Origin of the sequence: Exiguobacterium sp. s193, assembly GCF_018618755.1 — a bacterium.
GTDB lineage: Bacteria > Bacillota > Bacilli > Exiguobacteriales > Exiguobacteriaceae > Exiguobacterium_A.
Genome location: NZ_JACSMR010000006.1, coordinates 1 through 19867, shown reverse-complemented (window position 1 = coordinate 19867; position 19867 = coordinate 1). Strand labels below are relative to the sequence as shown.

19 protein-coding genes, 1 tRNA gene and 1 pseudogene are annotated in these 19867 nt (G+C 44.1%); 10 read left to right on the top strand and 11 right to left on the bottom strand.

What is annotated here, in order from left to right; genetic code table 11:
* Window positions 1-24 precede the first annotated feature (24 nt).
* On the bottom strand, window positions 25-501 hold the full coding sequence (locus tag KNQ04_RS09095) for a DUF456 domain-containing protein (protein WP_214849811.1): 477 nt from the start codon (window positions 499-501) through the stop codon (window positions 25-27).
* A gap of 191 nt (window positions 502-692) precedes the next feature.
* On the opposite strand from KNQ04_RS09095, the gene KNQ04_RS09090 reads away from it, so the two are divergent.
* Entirely contained in the window at window positions 693-1238 is a 546-nt protein-coding gene (locus KNQ04_RS09090; RefSeq protein ID WP_214849809.1) for a methyltransferase family protein, read from the top strand.
* Window positions 1239-1260: 22 nt separating this feature from the next.
* Window positions 1261-2751 (top strand): phytoene desaturase family protein, encoded by a 1491-nt coding sequence (locus KNQ04_RS09085; RefSeq protein WP_214849796.1) that lies wholly within the window; start codon window positions 1261-1263, stop codon window positions 2749-2751.
* A 66-nt stretch (window positions 2752-2817) separates the two neighbouring features.
* Here the strand turns inward: KNQ04_RS09085 and KNQ04_RS09080 are convergent, their stop codons facing one another.
* Genes KNQ04_RS09080 through KNQ04_RS09070 form a run of 3 tightly spaced genes read right to left on the bottom strand, consistent with a single transcriptional unit; the run spans window position 2818 to window position 5425 of the window.
* Window positions 2818-3369: a histidine phosphatase family protein gene (locus tag KNQ04_RS09080; RefSeq protein WP_214849794.1), complete on the bottom strand. Its 552-nt coding sequence runs from the start codon at window positions 3367-3369 to the stop codon at window positions 2818-2820.
* 14 nt (window positions 3370-3383) lie between these two features.
* Entirely contained in the window at window positions 3384-4058 is a 675-nt protein-coding gene (locus tag KNQ04_RS09075) for a response regulator transcription factor (protein ID WP_214849792.1), read from the bottom strand.
* Window positions 4059-4063: 5 nt separating this feature from the next.
* Window positions 4064-5425 carry a sensor histidine kinase gene (locus KNQ04_RS09070; protein WP_214849791.1) on the bottom strand — a complete coding sequence of 454 codons (1362 nt, stop codon included), beginning with the start codon at window positions 5423-5425 and terminating at the stop codon, window positions 4064-4066.
* Between the two features lie 166 nt (window positions 5426-5591).
* On the opposite strand from KNQ04_RS09070, the gene KNQ04_RS09065 reads away from it, so the two are divergent.
* Complete coding sequence (locus tag KNQ04_RS09065) at window positions 5592-6161, top strand: YdhK family protein (RefSeq protein WP_214849789.1); 570 nt, start codon at window positions 5592-5594, stop codon at window positions 6159-6161.
* 46 nt (window positions 6162-6207) lie between these two features.
* Here the strand turns inward: KNQ04_RS09065 and KNQ04_RS09060 are convergent.
* Window positions 6208-6280, bottom strand: a tRNA-Val gene (locus tag KNQ04_RS09060).
* Window positions 6281-6517: 237 nt separating this feature from the next.
* Entirely contained in the window at window positions 6518-7144 is a 627-nt protein-coding gene (locus KNQ04_RS09055) for a nitroreductase family protein (RefSeq protein WP_214849787.1), read from the bottom strand.
* A 193-nt stretch (window positions 7145-7337) separates the two neighbouring features.
* Here KNQ04_RS09055 and yhfH point away from each other — a divergent pair, with 193 nt between their 5' ends.
* The 4 genes from yhfH to KNQ04_RS09035 all read left to right on the top strand — a co-directional run bounded on the left by yhfH (window position 7338) and on the right by KNQ04_RS09035 (window position 10198).
* Window positions 7338-7484, top strand: coding sequence for a protein YhfH (gene yhfH, locus KNQ04_RS09050; RefSeq protein WP_214849786.1), 147 nt, complete (start codon window positions 7338-7340; stop codon window positions 7482-7484).
* A gap of 213 nt (window positions 7485-7697) precedes the next feature.
* Window positions 7698-8543, top strand: coding sequence for a polysaccharide deacetylase family protein (locus KNQ04_RS09045; protein WP_214849784.1), 846 nt, complete (start codon window positions 7698-7700; stop codon window positions 8541-8543).
* 11 nt (window positions 8544-8554) lie between these two features.
* On the top strand, window positions 8555-9205 hold the full coding sequence (locus KNQ04_RS09040) for a YkyA family protein (RefSeq protein ID WP_214849778.1): 651 nt from the start codon (window positions 8555-8557) through the stop codon (window positions 9203-9205).
* A 93-nt stretch (window positions 9206-9298) separates the two neighbouring features.
* Window positions 9299-10198: an EamA family transporter gene (locus KNQ04_RS09035; RefSeq protein WP_214849775.1), complete on the top strand. Its 900-nt coding sequence runs from the start codon at window positions 9299-9301 to the stop codon at window positions 10196-10198.
* A gap of 70 nt (window positions 10199-10268) precedes the next feature.
* On the opposite strand, the gene nagE is transcribed toward KNQ04_RS09035, so the two are convergent.
* From nagE to KNQ04_RS09020, 3 genes are all read right to left on the bottom strand, one after another.
* Complete coding sequence (gene nagE / locus KNQ04_RS09030) at window positions 10269-11777, bottom strand: N-acetylglucosamine-specific PTS transporter subunit IIBC (RefSeq protein WP_214849772.1); 1509 nt, start codon at window positions 11775-11777, stop codon at window positions 10269-10271.
* Between the two features lie 158 nt (window positions 11778-11935).
* The gene (locus tag KNQ04_RS09025; protein WP_214849770.1) at window positions 11936-12133 is read right to left on the bottom strand and encodes a CsbD family protein; all 198 of its coding nucleotides are present in this window, start codon (window positions 12131-12133) and stop codon (window positions 11936-11938) included.
* 116 nt (window positions 12134-12249) lie between these two features.
* Complete coding sequence (locus KNQ04_RS09020) at window positions 12250-13452, bottom strand: ornithine--oxo-acid transaminase (RefSeq protein ID WP_214849767.1); 1203 nt, start codon at window positions 13450-13452, stop codon at window positions 12250-12252.
* A 181-nt stretch (window positions 13453-13633) separates the two neighbouring features.
* Here KNQ04_RS09020 and KNQ04_RS09015 point away from each other — a divergent pair, with 181 nt between their 5' ends.
* Window positions 13634-15670 (top strand): sensor domain-containing protein, encoded by a 2037-nt coding sequence (locus KNQ04_RS09015; protein WP_214850149.1) that lies wholly within the window; start codon window positions 13634-13636, stop codon window positions 15668-15670.
* Between the two features lie 76 nt (window positions 15671-15746).
* Here KNQ04_RS09015 and KNQ04_RS09010 read toward each other — a convergent pair whose 3' ends face one another.
* Complete coding sequence (locus KNQ04_RS09010) at window positions 15747-17144, bottom strand: basic amino acid/polyamine antiporter (RefSeq protein WP_214850147.1); 1398 nt, start codon at window positions 17142-17144, stop codon at window positions 15747-15749.
* Window positions 17145-17253: 109 nt separating this feature from the next.
* On the opposite strand from KNQ04_RS09010, the gene KNQ04_RS09005 reads away from it, so the two are divergent.
* Together KNQ04_RS09005 and KNQ04_RS09000 are read left to right on the top strand one after the other, a co-directional pair.
* Window positions 17254-17940 (top strand): MgtC/SapB family protein, encoded by a 687-nt coding sequence (locus KNQ04_RS09005; RefSeq protein WP_251136969.1) that lies wholly within the window; start codon window positions 17254-17256, stop codon window positions 17938-17940.
* A gap of 109 nt (window positions 17941-18049) precedes the next feature.
* Window positions 18050-19684, top strand: coding sequence for a peptide ABC transporter substrate-binding protein (locus KNQ04_RS09000; protein ID WP_214849764.1), 1635 nt, complete (start codon window positions 18050-18052; stop codon window positions 19682-19684).
* Window positions 19685-19749: 65 nt separating this feature from the next.
* Here KNQ04_RS09000 and KNQ04_RS15635 read toward each other — a convergent pair.
* Window positions 19750-19867, bottom strand: a pseudogene (locus KNQ04_RS15635) (IS30 family transposase); the annotation flags it as partial.

Genomic DNA, 19867 nt, shown 5'->3' with positions numbered 1-19867 from the left:
AGAAGGGTTATTCGTTTAATCTCATTATTTTTCAAGATATTCATCAGTCCGTTCAATCGTTCCGTTATGTTTTGCGACTAGCCCGTCGAGCACTGACGGTTCAAATTCTTCACCAATCGCGATCACCCCTGTTTTACCAGGTGGTATAACCCCTAACGTCCGTTTGAATGTCTCTTGAATCGCTTGATTTTCTTTTAATTCTTTTGATCCACCAATCAGCATCCCTGTCATCGAACCGAGCAAAATCCCAAACGGTCCGCCCAGTATTCCGACTGCCATCCCGATTAACGAACCTTTAAAAGCTTTGTTCGAACCACTCAAATCAACAGCATCTTCAAATGAAAATGCTCCGCTGTCACTTCGTTTAATGATGGCGATTTGCTCAAAATCGACTTGACCATTCGCATGGTATTTTTTCAGTTCACTGAACACTTGATAAGATGTTGCTTCCTCTTCAAAGGTAAAGGTAATGATATGATGCTTCTCATCTTTTTTAGCCACAGCTTCCACCTCTTTCGCGTAAGACGGCTCGTGACGGCTGACCAATGAACGATACATCATTATTTACCATTTTTCTTACCATCTAAAACATTCAATCGACTATTCGACGATTGAAATACTAACACTTTGGGTAAATAGTAACGTATCTGTTTTTTCCAAATAATGAATTATTCGTAAGGGGCGTATCTGTGATGTCTATTTTAGATTATGCCTTCATCCTCGTATCACTTTTTTGGCTACTCGAGTTGTTTCTCTTTCGAAATCGTCAAAAAGAACCATCTCCATATGCTGAGCAACGAAGTTTTTACTTGATTTTGTTGACCTTGTCTCTTTCGATTTTGTTTTCGCTACTGTTCAGTAGTACCAATCAACATGTTTTTTGGAAAGTCATCGGTTTGAGTTGTTTAGGAGGTGGCGTGTTTTTACGCTACTGGGGTATCCTCCATTTGAAGCAACAATTTACGCGACATGTCACCGTCAATACTGGTGATCGCCTTGTCAGTACTGGCCCTTACAGGACATTACGTCACCCACTTTACACCGGACTATTGTTTATCACGATCGGGTTTCCACTTTTCTTCGGAAACGGATTCGTCACGTTAGGTGCGGGAATTGTGATGTTCTTTATGTTACGTCACCGAATTCGCATTGAAGAAGCATTACTCACAGCAGGTTTCGGTCCAGCTTATACAGAGTGGGCGATGCAACGAAAACGGTTGATTCCTTTCATTTACTAAGACATAAGGAGAAGTGATTCTATTGAAAAAACAAGCAGTGGTTGTCGGAGCAGGTTTAGCAGGAATGTCAGCAGCGATTCGTCTCGCAGGTGATGGATACGCCGTCACGATGCTCGAACAGAACGGGAACGTCGGTGGAAAGCTGAACCAGCGGAGTGGAAAAGGATTTACGTTTGATACAGGTCCTTCTATCTTGACGATGCCTTGGGTATTGGAACAGTTGTTTTCAAGTGTGCACCGTCGTCTCGAAGACTATTTAGAAATCGAGCGGATTGAACCACAATGGCGGACATTTTTTGAAGATGGTACGGAACTTGATGTCAAAGGTGACTTGCCCGGCATGCTCGATGAATTCAAAAAAGTTTCCGATCAAGCCGATTTTGTCGAACTCTTTAGTTACTCAAAAAAAATGTATGACCTGTGTTTAGATAGCTTTTATAAATATAGTCTCGAAGACTTAAAAGACTTAAAGAAATACCACACGATGTCTGAATTACTTAAGATGGATCCATTGAATACGGTGGCGAGTGGTACCAAAAAACATTTGAACAATAAACATCTCGAACAATTATTCAATTACATGGTGATGTATGTCGGCTCCAACCCATACGAAGCACCTGCCGTCTTCAACCAAATGATTTACGTCCAGATGGGAATCGGGATTTACTACGTTAAAGGTGGTATGTATAAGATTGCCGAAGCCATGCAACAGTTACTTGACGAGCTCCGCGTCACTGTCCATGTCAACACACCCGTCGAACGGGTTGTCGTCGAAGGAAAACGTGCCGTCGGTGTCGAGGCGAAAGATGGGACGTTCTACCCGGCTGATGTCGTCGTGTCGAATCTCGAAGTCATCCCGACCTACCAAAATCTTGTACTGGACAAAAAGGCAGTTAAACAAGCGAAAAAGTTGAATGATTCGTTTGTTCCGTCCGTGTCAGGACTCGTGCTACTGCTCGGAGTCAATCGTGAGTATCACTCGTTGAAACACCATAATTTCTTCTTCTCAGAAGATCCAGAACGTGAATTTGCACAGATGTTCAAAGACGGTGTCCCACCCGATGATCCGACGATTTACGTGGGTGTCTCATCGAAATCGGATGCTTCACAAGCTCCGGAAGGAAAAGACAATCTGTTCGTTTTGACGCACGTACCTCCGCTTACGAAAAACCCGGCCGGTAAAACCGATTGGGATGCGTACCGCGAAGTCGTCCTCGATAAACTCGAACGGATGGGACTAGAGGGTCTACGCGAATCGATTGAATTTGAATATCGTTTCACGCCGGAAGACCTTCAGTCGCTCTACGGCCCAAATGGCGGTTCGATTTATGGTGTCGCCGCAGACCGGAAAAAGAACGGCGGCTTTAAGATTCCTTCGAAAAGCGACCTCTACGAGGGACTTTACTTTGTCGGTGGTTCGACGCACCCAGGTGGCGGTGTGCCGATGGTCACGTTGTCCGGTCAGCTTACGGCAGATTTGATTAAAAAACACGAAGGTGCAGTCAGTGTCTAAGTGACATGATACACAAAAGAGGCAGTGATTTCCGGTACGTACACGGAAGTCACTGCCTCTTTTAGTTCACCTTGTTACTTGCCGACTTCCGATATAGCGTTCCCCTTCGAAGTCGAGTCGGTATACGGCTGGCATCGGTAACGTTTGCCAAAAGGCATAGTCATGCTGCGCATCAAAATGCTGCATCAATAAGGCCATGATGTTTCCATGTGTTCCGATGACAAGCACATCCTCTTGATGTGTCCGCAGTAACTCCATCGTACTAGCAACGACACGTTGTGTTGCCAGTTGATTGGATTCACCGCCATATGGATTTTCATCCGGGTGTTCCCAAACGAAACGAACTGCTTCTTGAAAATTAGGCAATGCGCCTGGAGCCAGCATCCGCTCTGCGAAAGCATCCTGCTCCTTAATCATCAGCTCGCGGTTTTTTGCTAACGGTTCAACGGTTTCACGTGCCCGTTTATACGAACTCGCATAGATTTGGTCGATCGGAACACCTTGAAATAACGGAACTAACGCTTCCGCATCTTGCTTGCCCCTCGCGGATAACGGCCGATTTCGTTCATCGGTCGAATACGTCGAGTGGGCATGGCGAACGAGATAGATTGTCGTCATATGGAACCTCTTTTCTACTCAGGATAGTCCGTCATCCGGTAACCGATACCACGAACCGTCTCCAGATATCGATCAATCGGGAAACCGACGTCACGTAACTTCTCCCGAACATGCCGGATATGGGAATCAACGGTTCTTGGTTCAAGCGATTGGTCATAACCCCAGACAGATTCAAGTATCCGCTCTCTTGAAAGAACCCTATTTTTCGAGTGCAGGAGTTTCCCAACCAACTGAAACTCCTTTTTCGTCAATAGCACCCGCTTGCCTTCATAGTCACAGCGATAGGAAGAAGTATCGTATCGAAGACCATGAAACATGATTGCTTGATTTTGCGTCTTCCCTACTAACAATTCGATTCGCGCCAGCAATTCCCCTTCTTGAATCGGTTTTGACAAATAGTCATCTGCTCCAACCTCATGACCACGTAAAACATCTTCCCGTTGGCTTCGGGCTGTCACCATGATGATTGGAAAATCAGCGAACTGTCGGATATTTTGACATAATGTCCAGCCATCGACTTCGGGCATCATGACATCCAGCAGTCCTAAATCAATCGGAACCGTCTGAACGAGTTGTAAGGCTTGTTCTGCCGAGTCCGCTAACAGGCAAGTATGTCCGTATGGTCTCAAATACAACTCCAGCAACTGCCGCATCCGTACTTCGTCATCCACGATCAATATCCGTGCCATGCTCGTCACTCCTCCCACTGGACTGTTACTGTCGTTCCTTTACCTTGGTAGCTGTCGATATTTAAGCTAGCACCATGCGCTTTGACGATGGCACTCGCAATCGCCAGGCCGATTCCTGATCCGCCACGATTCCGAGAGCGCGACGGTTCACTTCGGTACAACCGTTCTGTGACCCGCTTAATCTCGTTTTCCGCTATCCCGATTCCTGTATCCTGGACCAAAAAGAAGGGACCGTTTGTGTTTTTCCCAAATTTGACTTCAATGGATCCGGTTTCTGTATATTTCCGCGCATTATCAAGAAGATTTAAGACGACTTGACCAAGACGAACGTCATCTCCTTCAATCGTTACAGCATCACCCATGACCGTTAGTGTTAACTCTTCCGATTCAATCGCGGGACGAACTTTTTCGACAAGAGATGGGATGAGCTGTTCGAGTGATACAGGTAACCGTTTAACCAAGAATTCATTTTCATCTGAACGTGCTAACAGAAGTAGCTGCTCAATCAATTCCGTCACCTGCGTGCTTTCCTCCTGGATAATCGTAATATATGAGGCTTTTTCAGACTCTGTTAAACCGGGTCGGCTTAAAATGTCCGCATAACCTTTCATATAGGTTAACGGGGTTCGTAATTCATGGGAAATATTTGCTAAAAACTCAGTTCGTTCGCGATTCAAAAAATCAAGTTCTTTCGCCAGTTTCGTGATTGACCGTGCCAGCGCGCCTAGTTCGTCTTGCCGGTCGATCGGCAAATCAGCCGACAAATTTCCTCTGCCAAGTTCGGCCGTCGCGCGCTCCATTTCGATTAAAGGACGTGAAATCACCCGCGTAAAGAACCACACAACAAAGATTGTCAAGACGAGAGCGACGATTCCCATTCGTACGAATTGCTGGGTTAACGGGTCAACTACTCGTCGTACTAAATCAGCCTCAGCGAACATAAACACATGACCCAGATGTTTTCCCGATACCGTGATTGGGCTATCTGTCATCAAGTAGTGCCCTTTTGTCTCAGATTGATTAACAATCCGACTCTTTTTCTGGTATGTAAAGTCGGTGTGGACAAGTTTTTGTCGCATCTCATCCGTCAATCGGTCAGATGTACCTTTGACTTGTCCATTCTGGTCGGTCACGACAACCGTGAACTCAGACGTCGATTCCATCAAACTGACATGATGAATCGTCTGCTCCGTGAAAGACTGCTCGAGTACGTCACGGTGCGTATCCCCCCGATTCAATAAACCTAACATGACTTCATCCGAACGGTCTCCGACAAGATTCAAGTACAAAGCACCAAACAAAATACCTCCAGTCACTAAAAAAGCACTCAAAAATAGTACTCCGATATAGTGTGATATGCGTTTCAAGTCATCCCTCCTCATACCATGCTCTTCTTGTTCATTATAAACACCAATTAATTTTAGGCTTCAACGGAAAGGTACAGGATGCAGAAATGTCACGCTTTCTGCACGGTTTCTGCACGAATAGTGGGTAAAGTAATCGTGTCATCACATTATACAGGGGGATTTTAAAATGAAGAAAACAATCGTAACAGGTCTTGCCTTATCGACGGCCTTATTGCTTGGTGCATGTGGGAATGAACAAGATAAAGAAGCAAACCACAATGACATGCAGAGTGAAATGCAAGAGGATTCACATGAAGGGATGGTGCATTCGAGTGACGGGGATTTACCAGATGGTATTAAAAAAGCAGCCAACCCTAAATTCGAGGTCGGCTCAACAGCAATCATGTCGTCGAAGCACATGAAAGGAATGGATGGAGCAGAGGCGACAATTGCCGGTGCATTTGATACGACCGTTTACGCCGTGAGCTTCACACCAACAGATGGCGGAAAAAAAGTGACCAATCATAAATGGGTCGTCCAAGAAGAGTTGACACCAGTCCCATCTTCTCCACTTAAAAAAGGTGACACGACGACGATTGAGGCTGATCATATGACCGGCATGAAAGGCGCTGAAGCAACAATCGACAGCGCTAAACAAACAACCGTTTACATGGTTGACTTCAAACCGACGACTGGTGGAGACACTGTCAAAAATCACAAGTGGGTGACAGAAGACGAACTTCAAGCAAACGAATAAACTTAAAAAAATCCCGTTCATCATTTGATGAACGGGATTTTTAGTATGATTCTGACTGGGCTCGAACCAGCGACCTCTACCCTGTCAAGGTAGCGCTCTCCCAGCTGAGCTACAGAATCATGATGCAGTACGTTATGTACTTGCTAGGACATTTATTAATATAGCAAGAAACTAAACAACTGGCAAGTAGTTTCCGTAAAAAAAATAAATTTTTCATAAAAAAACAGTCGGGCTGACTCAAAAAGAAATCACTTTTCTTTTTACGCGCTTTTTTTGTAAGCGTCGCGCGAAGCAAGTGGTTCCTTTTAAACAAGATGAGTGTGGCACATGTTTACTTTTGAGTCAGCCCCTTGTTTTTATAACATTGTTGTCACTTGATCGACTGGTAAACGAAGTGCCGGGCGTTTTTTCGCATTTTCAACGGCTTTACCGACAGCAATCAACATAACCGGAACAAAACGTTCTTCCGTAATGAACGTATCAGCGAATACTTGATGATCGAAACCGCCCATCGCAAGCGTCGAGAGCCCTTTCGCCTCTGCCACGAGCATCAGTTGCATCGCAGCTAAGCTAGCATTCGACATTGCTGCGTCACGACCGTATGCAGCACTTTGGTAAGCACCTTCTACTTGCCCTTTGATTGAGTCGAATAACTCTTCCGTCATGCCACCCGCTTCGACAGCTGGTCCATAAACCGGATTATAGTTTCGGTTTGCCTGCGTATCACCAAGCACGGCGATGACGACTGAAGAAGACGTGATTGCTGGTTGATTGTAAGCGATTGGTGCAAGCTTTTGTTTTGATTCTTCTGAGTGGAAAGCAACAAAATGCCAATGTTGTAAGTTCCAAGCGCTTGGTGCTGCTGTTGTGAGTTCAATCAATTCTTTCACTTCAGTTTCAGTTAATGTAAATGACGCGTCATAGTGACGAACTGACCGTCGTTCGTTGAGTGTTTGTAGTGTTTCTGAAAACGTTTGATTCATGATGGAATCCCCCTTAATATTATCTAATTACTTTGATATCGTACCATCCTGTTTCAATACTGTCATATGACAAGACTCGATATTCTATTTTCTGTTATAAAACAGTAGTTGACTTTATCTTTCTGTACTAATACAATGAGATTATAATAATTGACGTTGGATACACATTGAAGAGAACGAGGAGGATATAACAATGGAACAACCACTTTATCAAGAGGCATCTGCTGAGTTTTATCGTCAACTCCCAGCAAAGACTTGTGCCAGCTGCGGAAAAGAAATGGATGAGCAATGCGAATCTTATCAATCCGAATGTACGGATTGCACAGTCACTGAACAGTAAAAATCATAAAACGGACAAGGAGACCTAATCGGTCTTCTTGTCCGCTTTTTTATGTTTGACAACACTAAAATTCTTCCGGTTTATTCTAAGTTAAAGAGTTTTATTTTAAAAAAACTTAACCGGTCATCTTTTTGTAATATTTTTGTTACAAATGAAACAGACAAAATGTTACAGTTAAACCATACAATTTTTCTTAAAGGAGCTACGACAGCGATGGATTCATACAACAACGGAAACCCGATTGGCCTAGGACCACGAACCCGACAGCCTAAGAAAAAATTTTTTCGCACGTTATCGATCTTATTCACTTTATGTTTACTTTTAATCGGTGGATTCATCGCCTATCAATACATCAAACCGAAGCATCAAGCTGAAACTGTAAAGGTGACGACGATTGGACAAGTCCCCATCGCAACGATGGAAAAGGCACGGGTCGAACAATGGAACGGCGTGACAAAAAAGGTCGCTTATCTGACGTTCGAAGATGGGCCTAGTGCTTTAACCACAGACATTTTAAACAGCTTAACGGAACAACAGGTCAAAGCCACCTTCTTCTTCATCGGTAGTAACATCGATGCACAGCCGTCGATCGTAAAAGATGTCGCAACAGCCGGACACTACATCGGATTGCATAGTGAAACACATGATTATGCGACGATCTACAAGAAAAAACAGTACGTCCCTGAAATGTTGAGCGTCCAAAAAAAGATTCATCAGTTAACCGGACGTTCGCCGCTTCTGACACGTCCACCTTATGGTTCGTCACCCGGTATTTCAAAATCAATTGCGAAAGATATTGTCTCCGCCGACCTTCGTGTCTGGGACTGGTCGATTGATTCGATGGATTGGTATTACAAAGACAGTGCAAAAGAAGTCGCAAAAACTGTTATCAACCGTGCAGAAGATCCGGTTGAAATCATTTTGTTGCATGAACAACCGCAAACCTTACGCGCTCTTCCGGCCATCATTGCCGGATTAAAGAAAAAAGGTTATCAATTTTCTATTTATGATGAAGACTTCCATATTCCATATAACTTCGTCCAGCAATCCAATCTATAAGGGGTCTACTGATGAAAAAAACATATCTGCTCTCCGCCTGTCTATCGAGTTTTGCCGCATTCCTTTTAAGCGGATGTTCACCGGATTCTTCGACCGATTTTTATGACCAACTCGAAGGCCACGCTAAATCTGAACAAAAAGCGACTACTCTTGCAGAAACGCGCAGTAGAAAAGACGAAATTTCAGTCAACACGTACCAAGCAGTCCTCGACGCAGGTGCTGAAGAAATCAAACGTTCGCAAAACGAACGTGATGAACTGATTGCTTTGAATGCGGAACGTGCGTCTTTATTGAAACAGGAGAAAGCGATACGCAGAGAAGCTTTTGCAAAACTCGACATCCAAGACTTGAAAGACTACGTTTCAGGACTTGAGACTGTACCAAAACGCGAAGGAACAAAGCTGATTCAAGTCATCGAACAACGGGAAACATCTTTTGCGACATTTGCTAAACAGTACTCCGCTTCGATGAACGCAGAAGAAAAGTTGCTCTCCTACTTGACCGAGAAACCGAACTTCGTTAAGATTGACGAAGCAACAGCCGACTTGAATCGCATAGTCCGTCAAGCGACAAGTGCATTATCAGAGTTCAATCGTTTGACTGCGCGCTACAATGAATTAAAACCCGCCTTTTATGAAGAGGTCGGTCTCAACATTAAATAACTCACACAGGTTGCAACCAAACCCTGTCCAAAAAACCTGGACAAGGCCCTGTTGCAACCTTTTTTGTGCGTTTTAAAACATGGAGGAAACGATATGAATCGATCAAAAGCAACACTTTTTGTCTTAATCGGCGCCATCAGTTACGGTGTCCTCTCAACTATCGTCAAGCTTGCCTATGCAGCCGGGTTTGATTCTGCCGCTGTTTCCGGCAGCCAATTCTTTTTCGGATGGATTTTGATTTTTATGCTTGCTTTATTCACTAAAAATCTGCGTCTCGCCCCTAGCACAGCCATCAAGCTAATCGTGATCGGTATTTCAAGCGGGACAACCGGTTATCTTTACTACCAAAGCCTGCAGACGATTTCTGCTTCTGTCGCGATCATTTTACTCTTTCAATTCACATGGATTGGTGTAGTGATTGATTCCATCCTCTCAAGACGTTTGCCGTCACGGGCACACTTTTTATCGGCAATTCTTTTGATCGGCGGAGCTATCCTTGCCAGCGCTGCCTACACGAGTTCACTTGATGTCCGTGGAACACTTTTCGGATTGGGCGCAGCAATCAGCTTCTCGATCTTTTTACTCGCGAGCGGACGGGTTGCAAACCATCTTCCAGTCATCAAAAAGAGCTTTTACATGATGACGGGTGGATTACTCTTCATCATGATCATGTATCCACCTACGACATTTTTGACTACATCAAATTTCGAGAACGGTATGTTGTTGTATGCGATTCCACTTGGCTTATTCGCCTTGATCTTGCCACCACTCCTGTTTGCTGCAGGTGCACCGCATCTCAGCCCGGCTAGCGTTTCCTTACTTGGTGCCGCCGAATTGCCGACAGCCGTCATTTGTTCCGTCCTCATTTTAGGTGAACATTTAATGAGCTCGCAGTGGATTGGAATCCTTATTATCCTAATCGGTATTTTTTATCCGATTTACGCACAGGCTCCGAAACACAAAACGGTACCTTCTACTCAAAAAACACAGTAATTTTCACTAAACAATTTTCTGTCGAAACATCAAAAGACCACCGCTCTTGTCAGCGATGGTCTTTTTCCACTCATTTTTGACGTTTCATGGCATCCGCGACGAATTCAACATCCGTCCCAATGATGATTTGGACGTTTGTTGCCCCCATCTTCATGACACCCTTTGCCCCAGCTGCTTTAATCGCCGCCTCATCGATCACGCTTGTATCTTTGACTTGCAAACGTAAACGAGTCGCACAATTATCAATCGCTGTTACATTGTCCGTTCCTTGTAGCCCAGCAAAGATTTTTGCTGCTTGTTGCTCATACTTATCATCTGAAACACCCGTTACAACACCCGTGTCTGTTACGAGCGATTCATCTTCACGTCCTGGTGTTTTCAAATCAAACTTCGTAATCATGAAGTAGAACAGGAAGTAATAGACGACCGCGAACGCGAGACCAACCGGAATTAATAATAACGGTTTTGTAGCAATTCCAAAGTTCAAGGCATAGTCAATGAACCCTGCCGAGAACGAGAACCCATGCAAGATGCCAAGCAGATTGACGACTGCCATCGATACACCCGTTAAGACAGCATGAATGACGTATAAGACGGGTGAGAGGAACATGAATGAAAACTCGATCGGCTCCGTGATACCGGTTAGGAAAGACGTTAATCCTAAACCAATCATCGCCCCAGCGACTGCTTTCCGATTTTCTTTTCGTGCTGCCATTACCATAGCAGCGGCGGCTGCCGGAAGCGCGAACATCATAATCGGGAAGAAACCAGCTTGATAAATCCCTGCTGTCGGATCACCTGCAAAGAAGCGGGCAATGTCACCATTGACAATCGTTCCATCTGCTTTTTCATACGAACCGAATACGAACCAGAAAATATTATTTAAGACATGATGAAGACCAACTGGAATCAATAGACGGTTAAAGAAACCGAACAGTGCAGCACCACCTGCCCCAAGACTTACCATCCATTCCCCGGCACCGTTGATCCCATCTTCGATGAACGGCCAGATATATCCGAAAATAAAGGCAAATACAAGCATGACCGCCGACGTAATAATCGGCACGAAACGTCTTCCACCAAAGAATGCCAACCAATCTGGCAGTTTGATATTATAGAAACGATTGTAAAGTAAACCGGCTGTAATCCCGGCAATGATCCCTCCGAAGACTGCCATGTTGACCATCGACCCAAGACTCGCCTGATTGGCAATCGCACTCAAGGTCGCACCATCCGCCTTCGTTGAGGAGTCATTAACAATAGCTGCGATGGCATCATACTTCGCTTGAATTTGTGCATTCGAATAATCTTTATTCATCGAATCAACACCATTTTTTAATACGAGATAACCAACTGCCCCAGCTAATCCTGCTGCTCCGCTCGCGTCAATCGATAGACCAATCGCGACACCAATCGCAAAAATAAGCGGCAGGTTATCAAAAATTGCCCCTCCCGCAGCAACCATCAAGGGGATATCCAACATATCTGCTGAACCGAGTCGAAGGACAATCCCTGCGGCTGGAAGTACAGCGATTGGCAGCATTAACGCTTTACCAATCCGTTGAAGAAATTGCAACATACACTTCATCCTTTCTTAAGTAAAAAAACAATTGCTGACAAAACAATGAAAACGCTTTTACAGGTATTATTATTTCACATAAACATCTAAATGACTAGACCTTTATACAAATTTATTCATAAAAAAAGTACCCAGTATGGTGGGTACTTTTTACTTACTTAATGGCGGTTCGTATCCTCAAGATTTTGCTGGACGTTCCCGACTGTTTTCTTTGCATCACCTTTTAGTTGATCTTTCTTGCCGTCACGTTCGGTCGACTTATCTCCTGTTGCTTTTCCGAGTGCCTCTTTTGCTTTACCTGCTACTTTATCGACGGCACCATCAAGTTTTTTATTCAAACCACTGTTTTCTGACATATTCATTACCCCCTAAGTTTTTAAGCGAATAATAATGTTTTCCCTTCTTCAGAAGAATCAAACCTGAAAAAACAAGACTCCCCATCGAATTCGGATGAGAAGTCTTATTTCATTCCTTATTGTGTGACAGATGCACCTAATACTTGTTCGATTCGTTCGAATGCCCAATCGAGCTCTTCCTTCGTGATCACGAGTGGTGGTGCAAAACGAATGACCGTTTCGTGCGTTTCTTTACAAAGCAGTCCTTTTTCCTTTAACGCTTCGCAATACGGACGGGCTGCTTCTGTCAACTCAACTCCGATGAAGAGTCCACGTCCACGGACTTCTTTAATGATCGGATTGTTGATTTGTTTTAATTTTTCCATGAAGTACGTTCCGAGTTCAAGTGAACGCTCAGGTAATTTTTCATCTTCGAGCACTTCTAGCGAAGCAACCGAAACGGCACAGGCTAGTGGATTTCCACCGAACGTCGAACCGTGCGAACCAGGGTTGAAGACGCTCAACACATCACGGTTCGCCGCGACGCAAGAAATCGGGAACACACCGCCACCTAATGCTTTTCCGAGGATATACATATCTGGTATCACTTCATCCCAATCAGAAGCGAACCACTTACCTGAACGTCCCAGACCGGATTGGATTTCATCTGAAACGAGTAAGACATTATGTTCTTTACAGACAGCCTGGGCTTCTTTTAAAAATCCTTCGTATGGAATCAGAATTCCTGCTTCCCCTTGAATCGGCTCGACAATAAATGCTGCCGTATTTTCTGTGATTGCACCTTTTAAGGCCTCCAAGTCACCATAAGGAATGGTTTTGATTCCTGGTAAAAGAGGACCGAAACCACGTTGGTATTCGGCTTCGGTTGACATCGAAACCGCAGTCATCGTCCGTCCGTGGAAATTCCCTTCACAAACTATGATTTCAGCGTCCCCGGGAACTTGTTTGACTTCGTATGCCCAGCGACGTGCTGCCTTAACAGCTGTCTCGACCGCTTCCGCACCTGTATTCATCGGTAGGACCATCTCTTTATTCGTCAACTTCGCCACTTTTTCATAGAAGAAACCGAGTTGATCATTATGGAACGCACGTGACGTCAATGTAATTTTATCTGCTTGACGTTTTAATGCTTCGATGATTTTCGGATGACGGTGTCCTTGGTTAACCGCCGAATAGGCACTCAGCATATCCATATACTGACGACCTTCTGGATCTTTAACGAATACACCCTCCGCTTCTGAGATGACGATTGGAAGTGGATGATAGTTATGTGCCCCAAATTCTTCTGTCTGTTGAATGATTTTTTCTGTTTGATTCATAAAAAGTCCCCCTTTAACTCGTTAGAAAACGCTTTCAAAATAAGTATAACAGATTCGTCCCGATAAATTTCATATAAAAATTACATATCATAAGAGGGTTTGCCTGCATGACAATTGAATATATTGGGAATAGACAAGACAATTGACCAGTTATTTTTTTAATAAGGAGCGTGTACATGTGATGGACCGTTCGACGATTGATTCTTACGCAGTCATGATGAAAAACTTCCCTTTCCCGGCTTTCATTTTAAATACCGATTTAACTGTCCATTCTTGGAATACTCCTGCTGAAGACTATTGGGGATGGTCCGCGGCTGAAGTCCTCGGACAGATGATTCCTTTACTCAATCCGGAAGATGTTTCGTTTAGTGAACAACTCTGGTTTTCCTTTTTAGAGCGTCGGCAAGCGATTCAGCTAGCGAACACTACTTTTTTGCACAAATCAGGACAATCGCTCACTTCAAACTTTCTAATTTCGCCACTCTTTGAAAATAAAACAAGTGAGAACATAGTCGGTGCGTGTTTCTGTAGCATTCCGGGATCCAGTGCAGATGGGACTACGAAACCACTGTTTCAGGGCTTGATGGATTTAAGGTATGCGTTTGATCAAATCGCTTGCGTTCTCGTACTCGATGCCCGTGGCAACATCAAATATGCCAACGAAAATATGGTTGATTTCACTGGTTTTTGTCCGGATAAGTTAATGAATCAACCTTGGACCCGTCTTCTTGATCCTTCTCAAGAGGAGACGTTACAAAACATCCGCTCACAAATCAAACAGAAAAAAGCATGGTCCGGTAAAATGCCGCTGAAGTCATCTTCAGATGAGGAAAAATTTCTCCAGGCTACACTCATCCCAATCTATGATGTAAACGGTGTTCGTTTTCAGCACTTATTCATCGGGACGGATATCACGGAGACGACACGCCTCGAAGAGGAACTAGACTTCCTTGTCCATCACAATGAAATGACACACCTTTTGAATAAACGAGGTTTTTTACGTCAAGGCATCCCGTTGTTCGAGGAAGCATCCGCTGCTCAGCCGCTATCTCTGATCCTGTTCGACATCGATCGCTTCAAAGTCATCAATGACTCGTTCGGAAGTCACGTCGGCGATCAATTGCTTCAATCTTTAGCAACCCGCCTTGAACAACAGGCACAAGGTATGCTGACCTTTCATCCGACAAGTGACTTATTCGGTCTGCTAATCCCTGCTTCAAATAGCAATACACTCTTCCAATTCGTCCGTAAGCTCCAGCAAGTCGTCCAGCGTCCCTATTACATTAATGGACACTCGTTAATTATTTCTTGTACGTTCGGTATTACGCGTTATCCATCTGATGCGAAATCGCTCGAAGATTTATTCCGCCGCTCAGAAATGGCTCTGTCTTCGGGGAAAACAATCGGGACGGGAACGATTCAATATTTAACACATGAAATGGATGAACAGTTTACGCGTAAAGTACAACTCGAGCGGTCTTTGTTCACCGCGCTAGAAGACGAAGCACTCTCACTCGTCTATCAACCCATCGTCGACTTAAAGACGAAGCATATCGACGGATTTGAAGCACTGCTCCGCTGGAAACATAATGCGCTCGGAAGTATTTCACCAACTGAGTTCATCCCGCTCGCTGAAGAAGCAGCTTTGATTACCCCGATCAATAATTGGGTCGTGATTGAAGCCTGTGAGCAATTGGCAAAATGGCAACAAACCATTGACCCTAAGTTGACGATGGCGATTAATATTTCACCGCATCAATTCCAAAGCGACTCGTTCGTCCGCACACTCCAACATGTCATCGCTAAAAAATTGATTGCACCGCAAACCATTACACTTGAGATGACAGAAAACATTGCCATCCTACAGACAAGACGGACCATTGAACGGATGCAGTTAATCAAGTCGCTTGGTTTCCGTTTATCAATTGATGATTTTGGAACAGGATATTCTTCCTTACAATATTTAAGTGCTTTTCCGATTGACGAGTTGAAGATTGATAAAGTATTTATCGACGGAATCGATTTAGGTGAAAATGGTTTACTCGATTCCATCATTCAACTCGGTCGAAATTTAAATCTTAATCTTGTTGCTGAAGGTGTTGAAACCCCGAGTGCACAGGCCTATCTTGAGACGACCGCCTGTCAACAAATGCAGGGCTTCATCTTCGCTGAACCGTTATCAACGAAAGAAGTCGAAACACGGTTCACACCTCAATGATTTTGTTTTCTACTATTTAAATTAAAGAAGACAACAAAAAGCCATGATTCTTTCGAGTCATGGCTTTTTTGTAATTTTATAGTTCAATCTGACCGCCGACCATACCGTAGATGGCGACTGCTGCAAGAATCACAAGTACGCCACTCGCGATTACTTCATAACGTGACATTCCACTTCGTTGTTGCTCACGTTCTGCCACCGAATATGCGATGATACCGGGTGCATAGACGAGAGCTGCAATCACGATATACCAAATACCTGAAGCATAGACTAACCAGACTGAATAAAGTGCTGCAATCACGGAGAAAATCAGCATCTTCATATTTCGTTCCGCGCGCGAGAAGCGCACACTATAAATCGCTGATAACAAGTACGGTAAGAGGGCACAAATTCCAGCGATACTTGAAAGGACAAGATAGGTCTGCGCTGAAAATAACGCTACGCCCGCGACGACCTGTGTCGCGATTTGCGTGACCAAAAGTGCTCCAACCGGCGCCCCTTTACGATTCGTCTTCGCAAATAATTTCGGAAATGCACCATCTTTTGCAACAAGGTATGAAATTTCCGAGGCAAGAATCGTCCATCCGAGTAATGCTCCAGAAAGTGAGATGATTAAGCCAATCATGATGATCGTCGCCCCTACTGGTCCGATAGCCGCTTCTAATACATAGGCCATCGTCGGCTCCTGTAGTCCCGCTAACTTCTCTTGGCTTAAGACACCGAGTGACAAGACTGAAATCAAGATATAAATGACAAGCACGCCGACAAGTCCTGTCACCGTTGCTTTACCGACGTCACTGCGATTTTTCGCGCGCGACGACAAGACGACGGCTCCTTCAATTCCAACGAATGCCCAAAGCGTGACAAGCATCGTCCCTTTCACTTGCTCAAAGATGGAACCAAGTTCTGTCCCCTCACCCCAAAAATTGAGGTTAAACGTTTTTACGTTGAAAGCAATCGCGACGAGTAAAATAAAAATTAAAATCGGAACAAGTTTTGCGATTGTCGTAATTAAGTTAACAAGAGTCGCTTCTTTAATCCCACTCGAGACAATCCAAAATAATCCCCAGACGACAACAACGCTCATCCCTAATAAAAACACGCGATTTTCAGCTGAGAAAATCGGGAAGAAGTAACTAAGTGCATTAAAGACTAACGTAATGTTCGCGACCGTTCCAATCCATGCCGAGACCCAGTATCCCCAGGCACTGTTAAAGCCCACGAAACGACCGAATCCTTCCCGTGCATACGCGTAGATACCACCTTCAAGCTCCGGTTTACTGTTTGCTAGATGTTGAAAGACTAACGCCAGCATAATCATACCGAGTCCTGTAATGCCCCAACCGATTAAAATCGGACCTGCGCTTGCTTTTTGAGCCATTGCTCCCGGCAAGTTGAATGCGCCACCTCCGACCATCGACCCGATGACCATCGCTGCTAATGCAAAAAAACCAATCTTTTGTTGATTCATGATGTAAACACTTCCTTTATCTCTGTATATCTATTCATATCAAACGTATATTCATTCGAAAGACACAAAATTCATTATAACAAAACCTGCTTCTATGTAAAGAAAGGATTTGATGATGATGTGGATTCATTCGTTTCAACCGGAAGATGTCTATAAATTATTGATTGCCGCAACGTTCGGAATCATCATTGGATTCGAACGTGAAATCAAAAATAAACCGGTTGGTATACGTACTAGCCTCGTAATTACCCTGATCAGTTGCCTCTTAACCATCGTTTCCATCAATTCAGTCATCTTCTATGAAAATATTGCTTCCCATGTCCAAATGGATCCGATGCGGATTGTCGCACAAATCGTCGCCGGGATTGGTTTCATCGGGGCTGGTGTCATCTTGCGTCGTCCTCATGACATCGTTAGCGGATTAACGACGGCTGCGATTATCTGGGCAGCGAGTGGGATCGGGATTGCTGTCGGGGCAGGATTTATCTTTGAGTCGACATTTTTGGTCCTGTTCCTGTTTATTTCATTAGAAGGCATCACCTGGTTTATGAAGCGATTTAACAATAGTCGCTTTGAGGCCAATGTGATCGTCGCTCATCTCATGCTACCGGAACATCTTGAGGCTGAATCGGTAAAACAGGCATTAGAATTAAAAGGAATCCGCATTACCAATATACGTCTACGCGGTACACCAAAACAGTTGACGTTACGGATGTATTCGCCTCACCGTCTGACGATTTTCATACTTTATGACTACTTGAGTGAGCTCGGAATTGAGCGGATAGACCTTGATCAGTAAGAATTATCAGAAAATTTATGTTGCATTTTTAATCATTTTCACTTAAATTTACATTATGTTCACATTTTTCTGAAATTATTTCAAATTTAATCGGGGGGTCATCTTTCACATGAAAAAACAGACTAAAATCGCCTTTGCTGGCTTATCGAGCATGGCGCTACTCGCAGTAGCCGCTTGTGGTCAGGACAACGACTCGAACGGTAAATCGTCATCAGATGGTAGTAAAAAACAAGAAGTAACACTCGTCTCAACGACGGATGTTCCACAACTCGATCCAACGAAAACAACGGATTCGACGTCAATCATCGTGACAAACAACGTTTTTGAAGGCCTTTATCGTCTTGACGGTGAAAATAAACCAACTCCTGGTATGGCTGAAAGCGTTGAAGTATCAGACGATAAAAAGACATATACGTTCAAACTTCGTAAGGATGCCAAGTGGTCGGACGGCTCACCTGTCACAGCAGATGATTTCATCTACTCTTGGAAACGTGCCCTCGATCCGAAGACAGGTGCTGAGTATGCCTACATCCTGCAAGATCTTAAAAATGCCAACAAAATCATGTCTGGTGATGCAGAACTCGACGAACTCGGTGTCAAAAAAGTCGACGACCAAACACTCGAAGTTCAACTTGAAGCACCCGCTCCTTATTTCTTAGGCTTGACGAGTTTCCCGACATACTTACCACTGAAACAGTCGTTCGTCGAAGACAAAGGGGATAAGTTCGCAACAAACGTCGAGTCAATGAACTTCAACGGACCTTTCATTTTATCTGATTGGCAATCGAACGCTGGTTGGACATATAAAAAGAACCCCGACTACTGGGATAAAGCAAATGTCAAAATGGATCAAATTAATGTCAAAGTCGTCAAAGAAATCTCGACCGGCGTTAACTTGTTCGAGTCGAAAGACGTCGATTTCGCGCCAATCACTTCTGAATTCGTTTCTCAATACGAACAATCAGAAGACTACAAAACGCGCCCTGACGCCCGCATCAACTTCTTACGTTTCAACCAAAAAAATAAAGCCCTTAAAAATGAAAACATCCGAAAAGCGCTTGCTCTTGGTTTCGAGAAACAAGGGATTACGGATGTCATCTTAAACGATGGATCAAAACCGGCTAACTTCATCGTCGCAAAAGACTTTACCTTCACACCGGACGGCGAGGACTTCCGTGCGAAATATCCAGACCTTCAGAGCTTTGATGCAGCCGAAGCGAAAAAAGCTTGGGAAGCCGGCCTAAAAGAACTCGGCGTGAAAACAGTCGAGCTCGGTATGTTGTCACGTGACGAAGATGCTTTCAAAAAGGTCTCTGAATTCCTAAAAGGCGATCTTGAGAAAAACTTGCCTGGTCTGACAATCAACATCAAACAACAACCGTTCAAAAACTTCCTTGATCTTGAATCAAAAGGCGAATACGATATCTCAGCTGCCGGCTGGGGACCCGATTACCAAGATCCAATGACGTTCCTCGATATGTGGTTAACAGACGGAAGCTTTAACCGGATGGACTACTCAAACAAAGAGTTTGATCAACTCGTCAAAGATGCAAAAATGGAACCAGATGAAGCAAAACGTTGGTCTGAACTTCAAGAAGCTGAAAAAATGCTCCTTGCAGAAGATTACGCGATTGCTCCAATCTACCAAAAAGGTGAAGCTTACTTGCAACGTGCTAACATCGATAAATTATACCGTCACCCGTTCGGTGCGGATATGAGCTTCAAATGGATGGAAGTTAAGTAAGTCGAGCACAAAAATCCAAGTACCCTCTACGGAGTCGTGCTTGGATTTTTTTATTTGATAGATTGTCAAATTAAGTGCAACACTTCTTCCGAGAAGACCTCGTATGCAGTTTTCCAGTTAAGACATTTTCTTGGTCTACCATTTATCCAGGCGAGCGCTTGAGCGAGTTCAGAGCGACTTACT